Origin of the sequence: Butyrivibrio sp. FC2001 (genome assembly GCF_000424125.1) — a bacterium.
In the GTDB taxonomy this organism is placed as follows: domain Bacteria; phylum Bacillota; class Clostridia; order Lachnospirales; family Lachnospiraceae; genus Butyrivibrio.
Genome location: NZ_AUJH01000025.1, coordinates 33,019 through 51,745 on the forward strand (window position 1 = coordinate 33,019; position 18,727 = coordinate 51,745).

General features: G+C 44.3%; 13 protein-coding genes and 1 pseudogene. 4 read left to right on the top strand and 10 right to left on the bottom strand.

Translation table 11 applies throughout. The annotated features are described in order from the left end of the window. Positions 1-41 precede the first annotated feature (41 nt). Positions 42-2,600 carry a hypothetical protein gene (locus G601_RS0112035; RefSeq protein ID WP_026665513.1) on the bottom strand — a complete coding sequence of 853 codons (2,559 nt, stop codon included), beginning with the start codon at positions 2,598-2,600 and terminating at the stop codon, positions 42-44. Between the two features lie 109 nt (positions 2,601-2,709). On the opposite strand from G601_RS0112035, the gene G601_RS0112040 reads away from it, so the two are divergent. Further along, positions 2,710-3,207 (top strand): DUF402 domain-containing protein, encoded by a 498-nt coding sequence (locus G601_RS0112040; RefSeq protein ID WP_026665514.1) that lies wholly within the window; start codon positions 2,710-2,712, stop codon positions 3,205-3,207. On the opposite strand, the gene G601_RS0112045 is transcribed toward G601_RS0112040, so the two are convergent. From G601_RS0112045 to G601_RS0112065, 5 genes are all read right to left on the bottom strand, one after another. Further along, entirely contained in the window at positions 3,201-4,418 is a 1,218-nt protein-coding gene (locus G601_RS0112045; RefSeq protein WP_155834528.1) for a cell wall hydrolase, read from the bottom strand. The two genes, G601_RS0112040 and G601_RS0112045, sit on opposite strands and share 7 nt — an antisense overlap. A gap of 24 nt (positions 4,419-4,442) precedes the next feature. Next, entirely contained in the window at positions 4,443-4,925 is a 483-nt protein-coding gene (locus tag G601_RS0112050) for a deoxycytidylate deaminase (RefSeq protein ID WP_026491516.1), read from the bottom strand. Positions 4,926-5,009: 84 nt separating this feature from the next. Beyond that, positions 5,010-5,444, bottom strand: a complete 435-nt coding sequence (gene rpiB, locus G601_RS0112055) for a ribose 5-phosphate isomerase B (protein ID WP_026665516.1) — start codon at positions 5,442-5,444, stop codon at positions 5,010-5,012. A 78-nt stretch (positions 5,445-5,522) separates the two neighbouring features. Beyond that, the gene (locus tag G601_RS0112060) at positions 5,523-6,581 is read right to left on the bottom strand and encodes an L-threonylcarbamoyladenylate synthase (RefSeq protein ID WP_026665517.1); all 1,059 of its coding nucleotides are present in this window, start codon (positions 6,579-6,581) and stop codon (positions 5,523-5,525) included. Between the two features lie 25 nt (positions 6,582-6,606). Further along, entirely contained in the window at positions 6,607-8,325 is a 1,719-nt protein-coding gene (locus G601_RS0112065; RefSeq protein ID WP_026665518.1) for a glycosyl hydrolase family 18 protein, read from the bottom strand. 777 nt (positions 8,326-9,102) lie between these two features. Between G601_RS0112065 and G601_RS0112070 the strand changes: the two genes are divergently transcribed. Continuing rightward, positions 9,103-9,867 carry an adaptor protein MecA gene (locus tag G601_RS0112070; protein WP_026665519.1) on the top strand — a complete coding sequence of 255 codons (765 nt, stop codon included), beginning with the start codon at positions 9,103-9,105 and terminating at the stop codon, positions 9,865-9,867. A gap of 194 nt (positions 9,868-10,061) precedes the next feature. On the opposite strand, the gene nifJ is transcribed toward G601_RS0112070, so the two are convergent. Continuing rightward, entirely contained in the window at positions 10,062-13,589 is a 3,528-nt protein-coding gene (nifJ, locus tag G601_RS0112075) for a pyruvate:ferredoxin (flavodoxin) oxidoreductase (RefSeq protein ID WP_026665520.1), read from the bottom strand. Positions 13,590-14,021: 432 nt separating this feature from the next. Here nifJ and G601_RS0112080 point away from each other — a divergent pair, with 432 nt between their 5' ends. Beyond that, entirely contained in the window at positions 14,022-14,192 is a 171-nt protein-coding gene (locus G601_RS0112080) for a DUF362 domain-containing protein (protein WP_022760404.1), read from the top strand. Positions 14,193-14,358: 166 nt separating this feature from the next. Here G601_RS0112080 and dnaB read toward each other — a convergent pair whose 3' ends face one another. The 3 genes from dnaB to G601_RS0112095 are packed head-to-tail and all read right to left on the bottom strand — an operon-like array spanning position 14,359 to position 18,258. Beyond that, a complete protein-coding gene (gene dnaB, locus G601_RS0112085; RefSeq protein ID WP_026491522.1) occupies positions 14,359-15,717 on the bottom strand; it encodes a replicative DNA helicase in 1,359 nt (452 codons plus the stop codon). Position 15,718: 1 nt separating this feature from the next. Continuing rightward, positions 15,719-16,165 carry a 50S ribosomal protein L9 gene (rplI, locus tag G601_RS0112090; RefSeq protein ID WP_026491523.1) on the bottom strand — a complete coding sequence of 149 codons (447 nt, stop codon included), beginning with the start codon at positions 16,163-16,165 and terminating at the stop codon, positions 15,719-15,721. A 41-nt stretch (positions 16,166-16,206) separates the two neighbouring features. Further along, a complete protein-coding gene (locus G601_RS0112095) occupies positions 16,207-18,258 on the bottom strand; it encodes a DHH family phosphoesterase (RefSeq protein ID WP_026491524.1) in 2,052 nt (683 codons plus the stop codon). A gap of 257 nt (positions 18,259-18,515) precedes the next feature. On the opposite strand from G601_RS0112095, the pseudogene G601_RS0112100 reads away from it, so the two are divergent. After that, positions 18,516-18,727 (top strand): annotated as a pseudogene (locus G601_RS0112100) (IS1634 family transposase); the annotation flags it as partial.

The following is an 18,727-nucleotide window of genomic DNA, read 5'->3' on the forward strand; positions in this document are numbered from 1 at the left end:
CAGGATTTCCAAAGTCCTGGTGGTTTTCATTTGTTCCATAATCAGTTTTCAAGTCCCGGCAGATAGGTTATGAAGTGGTTACCATTGTTCTCAAGAAGAGATGTGGTGTCGCCCCTTCCCAGCTTATAAACCTGACCAGTTGAGGGTTCGAGAAGAACCGTATTTAGATCATTGAAGCCTATGATAAGAAGGCTGTTACCGTCGTTTAATGTAGCCATAACAGGAATGTCCTGATTTACATAGTAGAGCATTGCCTCCATGGGACATCCGTCAAGCTCAAGTATTCTCGTATTAACAAGGCTGTTTGAGAGGATATCCACTACAGAATCTCCCTGCTCCAGCATGGACTTTGCATTAACGCTTATACCCTTGTGCTGCAGTATAAGGTCGAGACATACGCTTGTCGAATCCTCGGAAGACATATTCTCCCAGTCCTCAGCGAGGTTCGTTATATACATGATCTGATTTGAAGCAAGAAGGTTACCTCTTACCCATACATACTGATTCACATCATTTGTCACAACTCCGGTAGCATTGTAAGCGCTTGTTACCGCTTCTGCCGGATTGTCACATACCTTTTCAAGGCCGTAAAGCCCATATACGAAGTAGTAGGGTTCTGTCTCAGCATCTCTGTCTGACTTTATATCTACCTCGCGGCTTCCTTCATACAGGGTCATGTTCGGTGTCTGAACTATAAGTGACTTCTTCTTGATGTTACTCTTTACATTTATCTGAGTGACATTCTTATAATTTTCAGTAGCTGCCACTGTAACGAAGTTGCTTCCGACCTCTTTCTTAAGAGTGCTCATGATCTGGTCATCAATCAGCTCGTCGTAGAGACCGCTACCATCATTCCAAGCAGCCCTTGATAATCTTATAAGGTTATCCTCGATGGAAATATCTGTAACAACACCCTGGTTGGGGCTGTAATTCTCTAAGATATTACCTTCGCTATCCACAATGTGGACGCTGTACATTCCGTAGACCTTGGTTCCCATACGATCCGTATGAACGTCATACTCATGAACCATTCCGTAAACAAGGTCCTCACCCATGAAGCCCAGAACCCTTATGAGGTCACCTGATTCAGCCTGTATATCTGACTGAGCCTGAGTGCTCAGGTTCATGATCTGCACACTCTTGTTATCCACATCCTGCCATGCGATTATGCTTCCTGTATCAGAGATGCAGTATCTGTCCTCCGAAATGTTCTCGATAAGCTTCTTCTGGTTTCGCTGCTCAAGATCGATCATATAGATATCGCCCTCAACCTTCATGAAAAGGTCACCGCCAGTGCTGGCAAACAGCACATTTTCAGAATAAGCGCGAACTATATCCTGGTGAAGATTGGAGGGGATAAAGGCCATCTCCTCGATGGTGTTAAGCTGTGAGTCATAGTTATAAATAGCATTACCAACGCATCCCTCGTGATCTCCGCGGTTCATGTACCCGGAAACCGCAAAGCGCACATTTCCTGCTTCATCAACGTTCAGGATATGAATCGTATTTCCTTTATAGGTCGCTCTGTCGTCCGCGTAATCCTCGTTATAGAATCCAAATACCAGAGCTATCTTGTTACTTGTACTATTGTAAACATAAAGTCTGTCCTGACTGATAAAGGCAAAAACGCCGCCACCGTCACTCTCCTTTATAGAGACTCCGGGATCAGTTATCCACAAACTTATGACATTATCCGTAAGATCTGAGGTGTCCGCATTGAACACATAATTCATTTTTCTGTCAAAATTGAGGAGGTAGATTCTGTCGGTCGTATACCTTATTCTGTAGGCTTCCTCAACATCATAGAGCTTCTCGGTTCCATCGACGGTCTTCTGAACAACCTGGTATTCCAGGTCGATTGTCGAAGTCTGGGGCTGAATATCCCTGATAAAGATCTTCGGCTCAGAGTGACTTGCTATATTAAGATCACCCCAGGTTACCTGATCAAAGCTGCTGTTTATGCTCACATGAGAAAAGCTCGTATTATCTTCATCAGCGTTTGACTCAAGATAATTTGATATTTCCTCAGAAGCTGCCACCTTATCGAAGGTCTTGTTGCTGAAGTTCAGTGCAAAGTCCACAGCCTCGTTCACATGGAAGGACTCGTCACTTTCAGGCCACATGATTCTTGTATAGTACCTTGCTGTCTGGCCGTTAACGTTAGCAAGAAGAACCAGCATGTACTCGTGACCTGCGTCGATCAGATCCTTCATCGTAAAGCTCCCCTTGATGATATCTCCATCCCTTGAAAAGTCAGTAATCTCGGAATTCTCTACAAGACTGTTACCGGAAGCCTGTCTTACCTCGAATTTTAAATCCGTTACGTCCTCTCCATAGGTATTCATCTGGAAGGATATGCCTCTCTGAGCTGTTGTAAGCAGGATTTCTCCTCTCATGTGGGCCACATCCATCTCTGTGGCGTACCCATGAAGCATATTCACCTGTTTTCCGTTAGAATCAAATGTTACAGTGGGAAAAGTAGGAGCACCCATCTTGGCTGTCATGTCGACAGTCTCAACATTGGTGAAGTGCCCTATCAGAAATATGGAAACTATAAATACTACTATTGTATATATTATCTTAAAGATAGCGTTTTTCATTACAAATCCTAATCCTTAATTCCATTGACTTATTACACTCATCGCGGTAATATTTTTCTAACTTCTAAACGTTTATAGCCAGCGCATGATAGCGCAGATAGGGGGAATCATGAGTTACCCTGTTCTTTACCGCAAACGTATTATTCCGGATGAATGTATTCTTTTGAAGGATGATCAAATCCTGCAATGTGATGATAACACTATTGTCACTGCATGGAAAGCGATACATCCCCGGTCTGATCTGTCTCACGGATATTCCATCTATTATTTAAAACGCGGATACAAGATTAGCAAATTTTACCGCGCAGATTCCAGCCTTATGTACTGGTACTGCGATATCGTGGATTATCAGAAAGGACCTGAGGAGAATTCTGTTCTTACCCTCGATCTTCTCGCCGATGTGGTCATCTACCCTGACGGCAAGATACGCATCCTTGATCTTGATGAGTTAGCAGAAGCCTTCGAAATGCAGCTCATAGATGAAAAGCAGCTAAGACAGGCTCTCACCTCTCTCGGTGATCTTATGGATGCGATTTATGAAAACAGCATTTCTGCCCTTGAAGCGCCTATTATAAAGGCTCTCGCTGCAAAGGTTCTGGATCAGTAGAATACGTGTCCGCCGATATTTATTCCGGAAAGTCCCGGAATAGGAGTACGGAAGTATACGCAGTTCCCTACGTTTGTGGCTCCGCCCATGGCAGCGTCTGCTGCCTGATAACAGGATTCTGTAGCACTTCCGTTAGCAAGTGCAAGCGCAAGCCTTCCGCTTCCGACAGGTGAAAACTGTCCTGACTGATATATAACTCCGACTACCGTATCCGGGTAGACCGAGCTCAAAACCCTGTTAATAACTACTGCACCAACAGCGACCTTACCCTCGTAGGGCTCACCACCTGCCTCGCAGTAGATAAGATTCGCAAGAAGGTATCTGTCACCCTCTGCAAAACTTACTTCTGAGATATTTCTCCATTTTGATTTCGCTGCCAGCTTTGATAGTCTTATTTCCTCAGCAAGCTTAGCCTCAAGAGCCTTTACATCTTTATTCTGCTCCTCGACCTGGGACTCGTATGCCCTTGCCTGCTCCTCTATATCCTTTGCCTCTTCCTCGGCAGTAGAAATATTCTGCTTATACTGGCTGATACTTCCGTTGGTCTCAGTGACAAGACCGGAAACTCTGCTCTGCTCAGCCTCAACCTGATCCTTGCACTCATCAAGCTCTGCTTTTTCAGTCTGGAGAGCCTTTTCCTTGGCATCGATATTCACACAGGTTTCCTTGTACTGCTCGAGCATTTTTCTATCATAGGCCGAAAGCGCCGCAACATAATCACTCTGATTAAGGAAATCAGCAAAACCACCCACATCTGTCAGCATATCAAGGAGCATGAAGCCCTGCTTCTCATAGATGAACTGCACGCGCTTTTTCATGGCTGCGTACTGCTCGTCCCTTGTGCTTATAGCAGCAGCCAGCTCATCCTGAGTGGTACTTATCTCCTCCTCCTTGACTTCTATCTGTCCTTCAAGGTCTTCTAAGTTGCTGCTAACCTCAGCAAGCTGCTCATTCAGATCGTTCAGCTTACTCTCAAGGACAGTTTTCTCCTTATGGAGATTACCGATGTCGTCCTTTTTGTCCTCAAGCTGATCCTGAGTATCACTCAGCTGATCCTTAGTATTATTAAGTTTATCCTTTGCTTCCTGAAGTGCCTTCTTGGTTTCCTCTGTTGCATGTACACTTATCGCCGGCTTTCCCAGATTCAGGCATAAAACCGGCAACAGCGCAAGTGCGCTGAGGCGAAAGGCCTTTCCCCAATAACTTTTCACTCTCAACCTCTGATAGTTTTTGTTTTATATTTCTATATGGATATTTTTACCTGATCTGCTATATGCAGTGTACTTAACTCCAGCGGCATCGAACATCTTCTTGGATGCTCTCGTTGCTGCTGATGAGCTGTACTTATCACTGTCATATACTACTTCCTTTATCCCCGACTGAATGATAGCCTTTGCACATTCATTGCAGGGAAAAAGTGATACATAGAGCTTTGCGCCATCAAGACTTCCGCCTCTGTAATTAAGAATGGCATTTAGCTCACTGTGGGTAACATAAGGATATTTTGTAGAAAGTTCATCCTCCCCGTCCCTCTCCCAAGGGAAGCTGTCATCGTCACAGCCGATAGGGAATCCGTTATATCCCATGGATAAAATCTTGTTGTCCTGACTTACGATACAGGTTCCAACCTGAGTGTTAGGATCCTTTGAGCGCATAGCTGCAAGCTTTGCAACGCCCATGAAATACTCATCCCAGGATATGTAATCTTCTCTTTTCATACTCCAATCCCCCTTTTTCAATTTCTACCCTCTTATTCACCTTGCCTTACAGGCAGAAGGTGGCACGCTGTGCCGATGAGGGTATTACTCCATATCAGTAATCTCTCCGATTCTTCTTACATGCTTCTCAAGTCCTGAGAACTCTGTATCCAGGAAGGTATCAACTATATCGATTGCCATGTCGGGACCGATAAGTGCCCCGCCCATTGCAAGTACGTTGGCATCGTTATGCTCTCTTGTAAGTCTAGCTGAATGAGGCTCGCTGCAAAGTGCGCATCTAACGCCCTTAACCTTGTTGGCAACGATTGAGATACCGATACCTGTTGTGCAGATAACAATACCCTTCTCACACTCGCCGTTTGCTACAGCCTCAGCTGCTGCCTTACCGAAAATCGGGTAATCGCAGGAGTTCTTGTCATAGGTACCAAAGTCCTTGTACTCAATGCCTCTCTCCTTAAGGTGCTCGATTACCACCTGTTTAATGTCAAATCCGCCGTGATCACTACCAAGTGCTATCATTTTTTCATACTCCTCTTTTTATATTTATTGCAGTTCCTACTATATAAAAATAGCGGCCGCAACTGTTTACTTTTCCTGTCAGATCCTGACTACCTTATGGCCTGCTGCCTTAAGAAGTCTGTTCATTATGGCCTGTCCGATCCCGTTCTCATTAAAAGCCTCGGAATACATGCAGCCTACATTCTCATCATCGAACTGTCTGAGTATGCTAAAAAGGTTCCTTGCAATCTCTTCCTCGTCGTCTCTGTTACCTGCGCTTTTAACAACATCCGCTTTATACAGATCCCGTGTCTCTGATGTAGCTATAACACCGGTCTTAACACCCTCCGCGCGAAGCTTTTCGATTTCCTTATTTATATATTCGGTAACCTTTTCGGGATCTCCCTCAACTATTGTGAGGTCACCCTTAGGTGCATAATGTCTGTACTTCATTCCCGGAGCCTTGGGCTTAACACCACTGTCAGCACTAAGAATCGTCTTATCTATGCTGACACCGCCTAAGATATCATCAAGCATCTCCCTTGTGACATATCCGGGTCTAAGTATCATCGGAGGCTCCACAGTAAGATCAACTATTGTGGACTCCAGGCCTATTCCAACCTGGCCTCCATCGATTATCATCTCAACTCTGCCGTCCAAGTCCTCCACGCAGTACTTCGCCTCCGTGGGACTCGGTCTTCCTGACAGATTAGCACTGGGAGCAGCTATATAGCCTCCCGACTGCCTTATCAGTTCAGCCGCAATCTTGTTACTTGGCATTCTGATCGCCACAGTATCAAGTCCCCCCGTGGTCTCATAGGGAACGGCATCTGATTTATTCATGATCATGGTAAGAGGTCCCGGCCAGACCGCATCTGCAAGCTTATAGGCTTCCTCCGGAACTTCCTTAACTATCTTCTCTATTGATTCCATATCCGCCACATGAACTATAAGCGGATTATCTGAAGGTCTGCCCTTAGCGGCGTAGATCTTCTTAGAGGACTCTGGATTAAGCGCATCTCCGCCAAGTCCGTACACGGTCTCTGTAGGAAAAGCGACAAGCCCTCCCTTTTTAATTATATCCCCTGCATGCTTTAAAGCTTCAAGGGCCTTTTCATCTATATTCTGTTCGTCTATTATTACTACTTCTGTTTCCATCTGTTACTTCTATTTAAAACCTCAATTACTTACTCATATAATCTGCGATAACATCCCATGCATCAGGTGACTCAAAGCCAAGAGCCCACTCTGCAACACCAGCAATTCCTTTGCTCTGCATAACGCCAAGCTTAGCCTCTAAGGATCTCGCATCCTCATTCCATATCTGATAGAAATCGCCATTCTCGGCTGTCTTTTCGCCGTAGTACTGGCAGGTCGCCTCATCCCACTTAAGCTCGATGCCGTTTTCAGAGATGAAGCTTGCTGCTCCGTCCATGTGAAGAGCTTTACTTGAGAGCTCTCCTCCGCTGGTTGTCCAGAGTCTTGTATAAAAAGGAACTGCATTTACAAGCTTGGAAGCAGGAACCTCCTCCAGCGCTTTTTCAATTCCTGTAGACACATAGCTGATAGAAGCAACTGAACCGGCTTCCTCAGAGCCTGCATAGTGCTCGTCGTATCCCATGATTACCACATAGTCAGCAACAATGCCCTGCTCTGTGAGATCATAGTGATCGTTGAAATCCATCGGCACATAGTTGTCGATAGACATGATTATATTATTCTGGCGGCAAGCCACTGAAAGCTCTCTTAAGAACTCAACATAGGACTCCGCGTAGCTCTCGCCGATAAGCTCGAAGTCAACATTTATTCCCTCGAAGCCGTACTCAGCCTGCTGAGCCAAAAGGTTAGAAATAAGGTTTGCACGGGCAGAAGCGCTTGAAAGCACAGCCTCTGTATCAGGCTTATTCTCATTATTAAAGTTATCAACCACAGCCCATACCTGAATTCCGCTGGCATGTGCAGCTGTTATGTAATCGTGTGTTGCATAGCTTGAGATATTACCCTCGGTATCTGAAAGTGAGAACCATGTAGGCGCGATCACGTTAAGGCTCTTCGCCTGAGAGATAATACCTGAAACTGACTCATTACCTGCGATTCCACCGATGGGATGGAAGCCCATGTTGATCTTACCTTCCATGGAAATGGAAGTGTACTCACCAAGGCCCACCTTGTTCGGATTAGCATCACCTGTAAGTACTCCGGGTGCGATGTCCTTCAGGTGCTTGTTCTCAACATATCCTATCTGAGCATCGGCTGTTATGATTCTTGACCACTCCTCCATCTGCTCCACAACGGTCACAGTTCCTGCCATCGCAGTGCTGACAACCTCGCTCTTTCTTCCGCCGAGTCTTCTTATAGCGATATCCTTTTTCAGAGTTCCGACCTGAACCTCTTTACCGGGCGAAGTGAATATCCTTACTCTCGCAGGACCCTCGTCCACAAAGCCCTGGTAGGTGTTATCCGTAAACATGCTGATGTAATCAAGTGAAACATAAAGAGTCTCACCCTCAAGAATTGCAGCAGCTGTATCAAGACTTATGCTATCTCCCGCTGTAGAAGTGATAGTACTGTCACCCACAGCGCAGGTATAGATCGCATTAGGTCCCGTATAAACTATGATTCCGTCCGCAGCGCCATAGTAGAATCTGCTGCTTACATACTGATGAACCAGATTGTAATCAAGATAGAACTTCTCATTTAAATAGGCCGCCTTCTCCTCCATGAGCTCGTCATCTATGAAAAGAACTGCCTGCTTTGCATCCGTAAGTCCGTAGTACTCGTTTAAATCTGCTTTATCCTTTGTATATGAAAAATGCTCCAGTAAAATCTGTGCTGCATATATAAGTCCAATAATTATAATAAGGGCGATTATGATAATCACCGGTTTAATCTTTTTTTTCATTTAAAAATACCGACTCCTTTCAATCGCCTCATTATACCATAATATTCTGTTTTGTTGCCATTTTCTCGGCGATACATCTGATATTGTGCTTCTTACCCATGGACAAATCTTAAAAAATCATAGAATGCCTTAACTTGTCTTAATTCCGGCATGTACTCTGCTGGTGGGGCCAACATGATGAATTCCTTTTCAATCTGCTTTTTTGTCAACTGTTTCGATATGAGAATAGACCTTCAGACACCAAAAAGAGCAAGCGGATTCGTATCAATCCTCTACCTAGTGATAATTTCCCAAGTGCTTCTTATAAGTCTGATAGAATAATTCTCCGGGTAATAAAAGTAAGATCAGAGATCGCCGACTAATGGCACTGGTGCCACTGTTGTATCACAATCTTTATCTTCTAAAAACTATTCCTGCAAGTTTGTTGTTTGTTTGTAAATGGATACAGGTATATTTTTTTGATTTCATTCCGAGATTATCGGTTGATCTTGTAAGACGTTCCACACAGACTGTGTGAAACATTTTTATTAAACTGTTTGTGTACATGCCTCCTCCCTGATACTCTTTACAGAGGCACCACGAGTATGTAATATACACGACACTAATCATAATGTCAACAACGAATTTCAATATTTTATAAATTTATAATTTTCTTCATATATATGAAATTTTAAAACATACCGATACATCTATTGACACACGTTGTTGTTTCATTTAACATATAAAAACCATTACTAGATTTTACTATAACCTTTATATAGATAGGGAGGGCATCGCATGAAAATCGAACGAGTTAATGATTCTCAGATTCGATGCACGCTCACAAAGGAAGATTTAGCAAGCAGAGAGCTTAAGATCAGCGAGCTTGCATATGGAACAGATAAAGCTAAGGACCTGTTTCGCGATATGATGCAGCAGGCCAGCTACCAGTTCGGATTCGACGCGGAGGACATTCCTCTTATGATCGAAGCTGTTCCGATCAATTCCGAGTGCATCGTTCTCATTATAACTAAAGTAGAAGATCCCGAGGAGCTTGACACACGCTTTGCCAACTTCTCACCCGCACTTCAGAGCGAGATCACTGGCTCTGAGGATGATGATGAGTCTGAAGAAGACGTTATGGATCTTTTCCAGAAGCTCAAAAATGATACAGCTACAAATTCCGATATGATTGACAGGGTTCTTGGTAACAGCAAGCCTGCAAAGGCCAGACCTGCTGCTTCAGGAAGCACCGGTAAACCTGGTGTTGATCCCTTCTTCCTTTTCTCATTCGGATCAATGCATGACGTGATGGAGTTCTCATCACTTAATAAGGTAACTGTGTCCGTAAGGAATACTTTGTATAAAAATGACTCAACCGGAAGGCTCTATCTGTTGATCCATCCTGATAATGAATCAGCTGCTAACCTTCAGAAGCTCTGCACTCTCCTTTCCGAATATGGTAAGTCAGAGTCCTCAAGCTCCATCAGCGAGCAGTTCCTCAATGAGCACTACAGCGTGATCATTAAGGACGAGGCTATTCAGAAGCTTTCACAGATTTAATATGAACTATTAAGACCGAGGTTTATGACCTCGGTTTTTTATTGCTCTAATATGCATTTTTTCCTAAGTAAAAAGGCTCCGGAGATTTCTCTCCGAAGCCTTTCCAAAATTTCATAATGTAGTTCTGCTCTCGCTTCGCTCGCCAGAACAAAGTAGTACACTAAGCTCGAAAAAACCTCGCTAAGTGATCACTTTTATTTAGAATAAAGAGTAACGAGCTTGTTCAGGTAGTCAAGACGCTCCTGAGCGTTCTCCTTAGACTTAGCATAGAGCTTCTGTGCTCTCTCAGGATTCTTGAGCTTAAGTGAAAGGTATCTAACCTCACCGTCAAGGAAGTCCTGATACTCCTCTGTAGGAGCCTTGCTGTCAAGTGAGAACTTCTGCTCTGCAGCAGGATTGAATCTGAACATATGCCAGTATCCTGTAGCAACTGCCTTCTTCTCTTCGTCCATAACCTTGTTCATGCCGGCCTTAAGACCCTGGTTGATACAAGGAGCATAAGCGATGATGAGTGAAGGTCCCGGATATGCCTCAGCCTCTGCGATTGCCTTAAGTGTCTGGTTCATATCAGCACCCATAGCGATCTGAGCAACGTATACATAACCATAGCTCATTGCGATAGAAGCAAGATCCTTCTGCTTGATCTCCTTACCGCCTGCAGCGAACTGTGCTACAGCACCTGTAGGAGTAGCCTTTGAAGACTGTCCACCTGTATTTGAGTAAACCTCAGTGTTAACAACGAGAACGTTTACATCCTTACCGGAAGCAAGTACGTGATCGAGACCACCGAATCCGATATCGAATGCCCATCCGTCACCACCGAAGATCCACTGTGACTTCTTAGCTGCGAAGTCCTTATTCTTAAGAACATACTTAGCAGCATCTGAGCTGTCGCTTGCAAGTGCAGCTACGAGCTCTTCTGTAGCAGCTGTGTTTGTAGCGCCGTTAGCAAATGTATCGAGATACTTCTGAGCAGCATCCTTAGCAGAACCGCCAGCAGCAACGATCTCTTCTACCTTTTCCTTAATAGCGTCACGGAGTGCGTTCTGTGCAAGAACCATACCGAAACCAAACTCAGCGTTATCCTCGAACAGGGAGTTATCCCATGCAGGACCCTGACCCTTTTCGTTTACTGTGTAAGGTGTTGAAGGTGAGGAGTTACCCCAGATTGATGTACATCCTGTAGCGTTAGCAACGTACATTCTGTCACCAAAGAGCTGAGTAACAAGCTTAACATAAGGTGTCTCACCACAACCTGCGCAAGCGCCTGAGAACTCAAGGAGAGGCTGCTTGAACTGTGAACCTCTGATTGTTGTCTCTTTAAGCTTCTCAACAACTTCTGTCTTAACAGGAGTCTTAACTGCATAGTCGAAGTACTTCTGCTCGTCCTTATTCTCTGCGATAGCACCCATCTTAAGTGTCTCGCCAGCCTTGTTACCTACGCAGACATTAGCGCAAGATCCGCAACCTGTACAATCAAGTGCAGAAATAACAACTGAGAACTTGTATCCGGGAACTCCGTTGAGATCCTTTGTCTGAAGTCCTTCAGGAGCCTTAGCAACTTCGTCGTCTGTAAGAGCAACTGTTCTGATTGCAGCGTGAGGACAAACGAGTGAACAGAATCCACACTCTACGCACTTTGTAGCATCCCACTTCGGAACGTTAACTGCGATACCTCTCTTCTCGAATGCAGCAGATCCACTAGGTGTAGAACCGTCAACATAAGGAAGAAGGTCAGAAACCTTAAGAGTGTTACCTTCCTGAGAGTTAACCTTGGACTGGATATTGTTAACGAAATCTACAACGTCCTTACGATTGCCCTTAGCTTCTGTGAACTCAAGGCCTTCGTCCTTAGCATCCTTCCAGCTTTCAGGAATCTCTACCTTGATGAGGTTCTTCGGATCAGCACCTGCATCGATAGCATCCCAGTTCTTCTTAACGACATCTTCACCCTTACGGCCGTATGTCTTCTGAGCAGCATCCTTCATGAACTTGATTGCATCTTCTTCAGGAATGATCTTTGTGATGTTGAAGAATGCAGACTGAAGGATTGTGTTAATTCTTGTAGGACCCATACCTACTTCAACACCGATCTTAGAACCGTTCATGATGTAGAAGTTGATCTTGTGGTCATACATGAACTTCTTAACCTGTCCGGGGATCTCAGCCTCAAGCTGATCTACTGTCCAAGGGCAGTTAAGAAGGAATGATCCTCCATCAACAAGCTCCTGAACCATGTTGAACTTGCGGATGTATGAAGGATTGTGGCAAGCTACAAAGTTAGCCTTCTTGATGAGGTAAGTTGACTTGATAGGAGTCTTACCAAATCTAAGGTGAGACATTGTAACACCACCTGACTTCTTAGAGTCATAATCAAAGTATGCCTGAGCATACATGTCTGTGTTGTCACCGATGATCTTGATAGAGTTCTTGTTAGCACCAACAGTACCGTCAGCACCAAGACCCCAGAACTTACAGTTTGTTGTTCCCTCGGGAGTTGTAACAAGGGGAGCACCTGCATCAAGTGAAAGATGTGTTACATCATCATTGATACCGATTGTGAACTGCTCCTTATCTGTGTTGTTAAATACAGCAACGATCTGCTCAGGAGTTGTATCCTTAGAACCAAGACCGTAACGTCCGCACATAACAGGAACTGACTCAAACTTAGTGCCCTTAAGAGCAGCAATAACATCAAGAGCAAGAGGCTCACGGTAAGAACCGGGCTCCTTTGTTCTGTCAAGAACAGCGATTCTCTTAACGCTTGCAGGGATAGCATCTACAAGTGCCTTAGCATCGAAAGGACGATAAAGTCTAACCTTAACTACGCCGACCTTCTGGCCCTTGTTTGCAAGGTAGTCGATTGTCTCTTCGATTGTATCGTTTACAGAACCCATAGCGATGATGATTGTCTCAGCATCAGCAGCTCCGTAGTAGTTGAAGAGCTTATAATCTGTTCCAAGCTTAGCATTAACCTTGTCCATGTACTTCTGAACAATTGCAGGAAGCTCATCATAACCAGTGTTGCAAGCTTCTCTTGCCTGGAAGAAGATATCAGGGTTCTGAGCTGAACCCATCTGACGAGGGTGATTCGGGTTAAGAGCGTTAGCCTTGAACTCGTCAATTGCCTCGTGATTTACCATCTCGTCGAGATCCTTGTAATCCCAAACCTCGATCTTCTGGATTTCGTGTGATGTACGGAAACCATCAAAGAAATTAATGAAAGGAAGTTTTCCCTCGATAGCAGCCATGTAAGATACAGGTGTAAGATCCATAACCTCCTGTACACTTGAGCTGCAGAGCATTGCTGCACCAGTCTGGCGGCATGCATAAACGTCAGAGTGATCACCGAAGATGTTCAGCGCATGTGAAGCCACACAACGAGCTGATACATTGAATACACCGGGGAGTCTCTCACCTGCTACTTTGTAGATATCGGGGATCATAAGAAGAAGTCCCTGTGATGCAGTGTAAGTAGATGTAAGTGCACCTGCTACAAGAGATCCGTGTACAGCACCTGCTGCACCTGCCTCGGACTGCATCTCTGTGATCTGTACTGTACGACCGAAGATGTTCTTCTTGCCGGCAGTAGCCCACTCATCAACATGCTCAGGCATAACTGATGAAGGTGTGATCGGGTACATGGCAGCAACTTCAGTGAATGCATATGAAGCATATGCAGCAGCTTCGTTACCGTCCATGGTTTTCATGTTTCTTGCCATTTCTATTCCTCCTACCTTAAATAATGTATTGTAACCATAGGGGCAAAGAAAAAAACCGGAATTCCTATGATTACTTTGACTTGGATTTCCAGGATAGGCATGTTAAGCTTTTACACACCTATGCCGTAAAACCGCTAATATGCGCACTACGCGCAATTTAAATTCTAACATTGTGATTATTCAAAGTCAACGCAAATGCGGCATTTCCACGCTTTAGCATTGATAATTTTTCTAAACAAAATAACGAAAATATAAAAAAAATAAATCTTTTATAAACAACCTTTTTATAGATAAAAGTTATCGTTAAATTGCTTGCGAAAAAGAAACAATTATATTATCATATCTTTTGTAGTAGGTAATATGGATTGGTAACGGCTAATACCGATCATCTCACATATTACTAACTTTTATTTCAGGAAGGAGATTTTTGATATGGCATACGTTATTAGTGATTCTTGCATCAGCTGCGGATCATGTGCAGGTCAGTGCCCTGTATCTGCTATTTCTCAGGGAGACTCACAGTTCAACATCGATCCTGATACATGCATCGACTGCGGTTCTTGCGCAGCTCAGTGCCCTGTTTCAGCTATCTCTCAGGGTTAATTGCACAATTGCAAATGAAAACAAGAAACTCCGAAGCGAATGCTCCGGAGTTTTTTATTGCCCTCATCCGTCAGCTACGCTGACACCTTCCCCCAGAGGGGGAAGGCTTTTTACCTTTGCCTTCCTCTTGGGGGGAAGGTGTCACGAAGTGACGGATGAGGGGATATTATTCTATATTACTCTTCCTGGAAGGCTCTAAGTTCGCAAACTTCGTAAACTCAGGCAACCATGCCAGCTCAACGGTTCCAATCGGACCATTTCTCTGTTTAGCAATAATGATCTCTGATACGCCCTTCCTGTCGGTATCCTTGTTATAGTAGTCATCACGATAGATGAACATAACCATATCCGCATCCTGCTCGATAGCTCCGGATTCACGAAGGTCAGACATCATAGGTCTGTGATCAGGTCTTGACTCAACCGCACGGGAGAGCTGTGACAGCGCCACAACCGGCACATTCAGCTCACGGGCAAGAGCCTTAAGTGATCTTGAAATCTCTGATACCTCCTGCTGTCTTGACTCGGAGGAGCGCTTACCGCTACCACTCATCAGCTGCAGGTAGTCGATCATGATAATATGGAGATTGTGCTCCATCTTGAATTTTCTGCACTTAGACTGGAGCTCCTGGATTGATATACCCGGGGTATCATCGATGATAAGGTGAGACCTTCCGATAAGGTCCGCACTCTCGATAAGATTTTCCCAGTCCATATCTGTCATGTTACCTGTTCTGATGTGCTGTGAATCAACGTGTGACTCCATTGACATCAGACGGTTAACCAGCTGCTCCTTTGACATTTCCAGAGAGAAAACCGCAACGGTTTTATCCTGATGGAAAGCCATATGCTGCGCAATATTCAAAACAAACGCCGTCTTACCCATTGAAGGACGGGCCGCAATAAGAATAAGGTCAGAGGGCTGGAATCCAGCCGTTCTGTAATCCAGATCCGTAAAGCCTGTGGACAGACCAGTTACAGTTCCCTGCATCTTACTTGCCTGCTCGATCTTATTAAGGGCATTCATTACAACTTCACTGATAGGCACGAACTCACCGCTGTTACGAAGCTGTGTGATTCTGAAAATCTCCTTCTCAGTGTCAGTCATAAGATCCTGAAGATCCATGTTGTCGTTGTAGCAGTTGTTTATGATATCACCGCAGGAATGAATGAGCTCTCTAAGCTTACTCTTTTCATGAACAATCTCCGCATAGAACTTCACGTTAGCGGAAGTTGGCACGGCCTCAGCCATTCCCAGAATGTAGTTCATATCATAAACCTGCGGAGGCGCATTCTTTTCCTTAAGATGATTCTGCAGAGTGATGCCGTCGACAGGTGTTCCCTCCTTGTGGAGCTCAACCATGGCTTCGAATAGCATTCCCAGCTGTCTGTTATAAAAATCGTCACCGGTTATGATCTCGGATGCAATCTGAATCGCATCCTTATCTATGATCATGGCACCAACCACCGACTGCTCAGCCTCAAGGCTGTTGGGCATGGTGCGCTGTATTACATTTTCTTCAGGCATATCAAGCCTCCGTTACAGAAACCTTAAGTGTAGCAGTAACCTGTGGATGAAGCTTTACAGGAACCTCTGTTGTACCAAATGTACGGATGGGTTCAGGGAGCTGAATCTTTTTCTTATCGATATCAAATCCGCACTGCTTCTTAGCCTCTGTCGCAATCTCCTTGGAAGAAACTGAACCGAAAACTCTTCCGCCCTCACCTGCCTTCATGGTGAGACGAACAGTTGCCTTCTCGATCTCCTTTGCGTAATCCTGCATCTTCTCAAGAAGAGCCTGCGCATCGCGGGCATCCTTTGCCTTCTGATTTTTGAGATTTGTAAGATTTGCCTTTGTAGCCTCGACACCGAGCTTTTTAGGCAAAATGAAATTAGAAGCGTAACCGTCACTAACCTTGACTACGTCACCTTTTTTTCCAAGAGACTTAACGTCCTCCAACAATATAACTTCCATGAAAATACTCCTCCGTAATCTTTAAATATCAAATATTGAAATTATGAGAGCTCTCCTGCCTCGATCATGCTATCAAGCGTGCTCTTCACCATATTGATAGCTTCTTCGTTACTAATGCCCTCAAACTGACATCCGGCAGAATTGATATGTCCGCCGCCGCCAAGCTTCTCCATTATTATCTGCACGTTAACTTCATCAATAGATCTTGCACTTACATAGATCTGATTCTGATACTGGGTAAGCGTAAAGCTGGCCTTAACACCCTTGATGTTAAGAAGCTCGTTTGCAGCCTGCGCAGCCACAATCGTAGGGCTCTGAACCTCCTCAGTTGCACATACTGAAATAGCATAGGCACCGCGGTAAATCTCAGCCTGACCAACCGCATCAGCCTTAGCCTTGTACTCAGTTGCATCCTCTCTAAAGAGCTTTCTTACGCGTGTAACATCCGCACCATTTCTTCTAAGGAAAGCTGCTGCCTCAAAGGTTCTGACACCTGCCTTGTTCATGAAATTGTTGGTATCTACAACAATTCCCGAATACATACTGTCAGCCTCTTCAGGTCTTATCTTAACTGTCTCGTCAATATACTGCAGAATCTCTGAAACCATCTCGCAGGCACTTGATGCATAGGGCTCTACGTATGAAAGCGTAGCGTTCTCAATTACCTCAGCGCCCTGTCTGTGGTGATCCAGCACAACTATGGTCTTACAGAACTTAAGAAGCTCAGGACACTCAGTGATACTGGGCTTATTTACATCCACAACCACGAGAACAACGTTATTACCTGCAATATCAATAGCCTGCTGATTGCTGATGATCATATCAGACTCGTATTCCGGATTATCCTTGAAAAGGTCAACCAGAGGCTTCATTGAATTAGTCACATCATTTAAAACGATATGGCATCTTCTATCCAGAGTCTTGGCGATTCTGTAAATACCAACGGATGAACCAAAGCTGTCAACGTCACCAAGTCTGTGACCCATAACGATAACGGTATCTTTTCCGTTGATGATCTCCTTAAGAGCGTGAGCCTTAACTCTCGCCTTAACGCGGGTACTCTTCTCAACCTTCTGGCTCTTTCCTCCGAAGTACATGATCTCATCCGGAGTCTTAACAACAGCCTGGTCACCGCCTCTACCGAGAGCGACATCAATGGCATTTCTTGCAAACTCATAGTTCTGTGCATAAGAAAGACCGTCAAGACCAACGCCCACACTAAGTGTAACCGCCATCTCGTTACCGATGTTTACAGTCTTAACATCCTCAAGGATATCGAAGCGGACTTCCTTCAAGTATTGCGCTGACTTCTTAGGCATTACTACGAAGTACTTATCCTTCTCAATCTTCTTGGCAATACCATCGCAGGTTGCGATGTACTTATTGATCTTTCTATCGATAAGCGCTGTGAGCAGGGATCTTCTGACTTCCTCTACGCTCTCCAAGGCCTCATCATAGTTATCGATGTAAATAAGACCTGCAGCAAGACTCTGGGAATCAACCTCGTTTATAGCCAGTTTTAATGCTGTCTCATCAAAGAGATAAACCGCTATAAGGTATCCCTCGTATCCATCAGACTCGATAATGTCGCTGTTAAGAGCCATCTCCTCAAGGGATATCTTCTTCATCTTCAGAGTATAGAAATTACCCTCGAACTCGACATCCTGATGAGACTCCTCATCTCCTGTAGGGAATCTCTCCGGAGTGATAGTGGGAAAAAGCACAGAGATAGGCTTATGAAATCCCTTCTCCTGGTGTACAGCCTTCTCGAAGGCCGCATTAGTCCACACAATCTTACCGGTATCATCCAAAAGCGCATGGGGAAGATCCAGCTCCCTTAAGAGCCTTTTCTGAATCTGGCCATACTCCGTAGCGAAGCTGACCAGCTCATTCATAATGATCGGCTTGTTGTAAAAATCAAGATACAAAACAGCCATGAAATATAAAGCAGCAAATGCCGCAACAATAAGCCCCGCAGTGAAATCCACTGTAAAAACAGCAACCATCACGAGCGCAAGAAGTATTCCAAGATAAATAAAAATACGAAGAAATGTTTTCAGTTTCCCCTTTAACTTTATTCTATTCTTCGGCATAACCTCTTTCTCCATCCATAATGCGATATCTCGCCTATATATACCATATAATAATAGCATAAATAAAAAGCTATATGAAGAAGTTAATTATTTCAGGAATTCCTCTATACCGTCCCAATCCGGGAGTTTGACAGTTAAATTATATCAGAAGTACTTACAGGCCACAGCTGGTCTGTATTTTTTTGTCAAATTTATATTCTTAATATATAGTAATATATAGCGATATGTGTTATAATAAGGGCTGGGGGATAATTATTATGAAGCTTACAATCTCAAAGTCCAAAAACTCAGAATCGTTTTATATTTCAAAATCCTATATCGATAATTCGGGCAAGAGCACAACTGCTACTGTTCGCAAACTCGGCACTCTATCAGAACTATTAAAGGATCATGGGCCTACTCGTGATGATGTTATTGCATGGTGTAAGAGTGAAGTTGCTGCTGAAACTCAAAAGTATAAGCAGGCTCG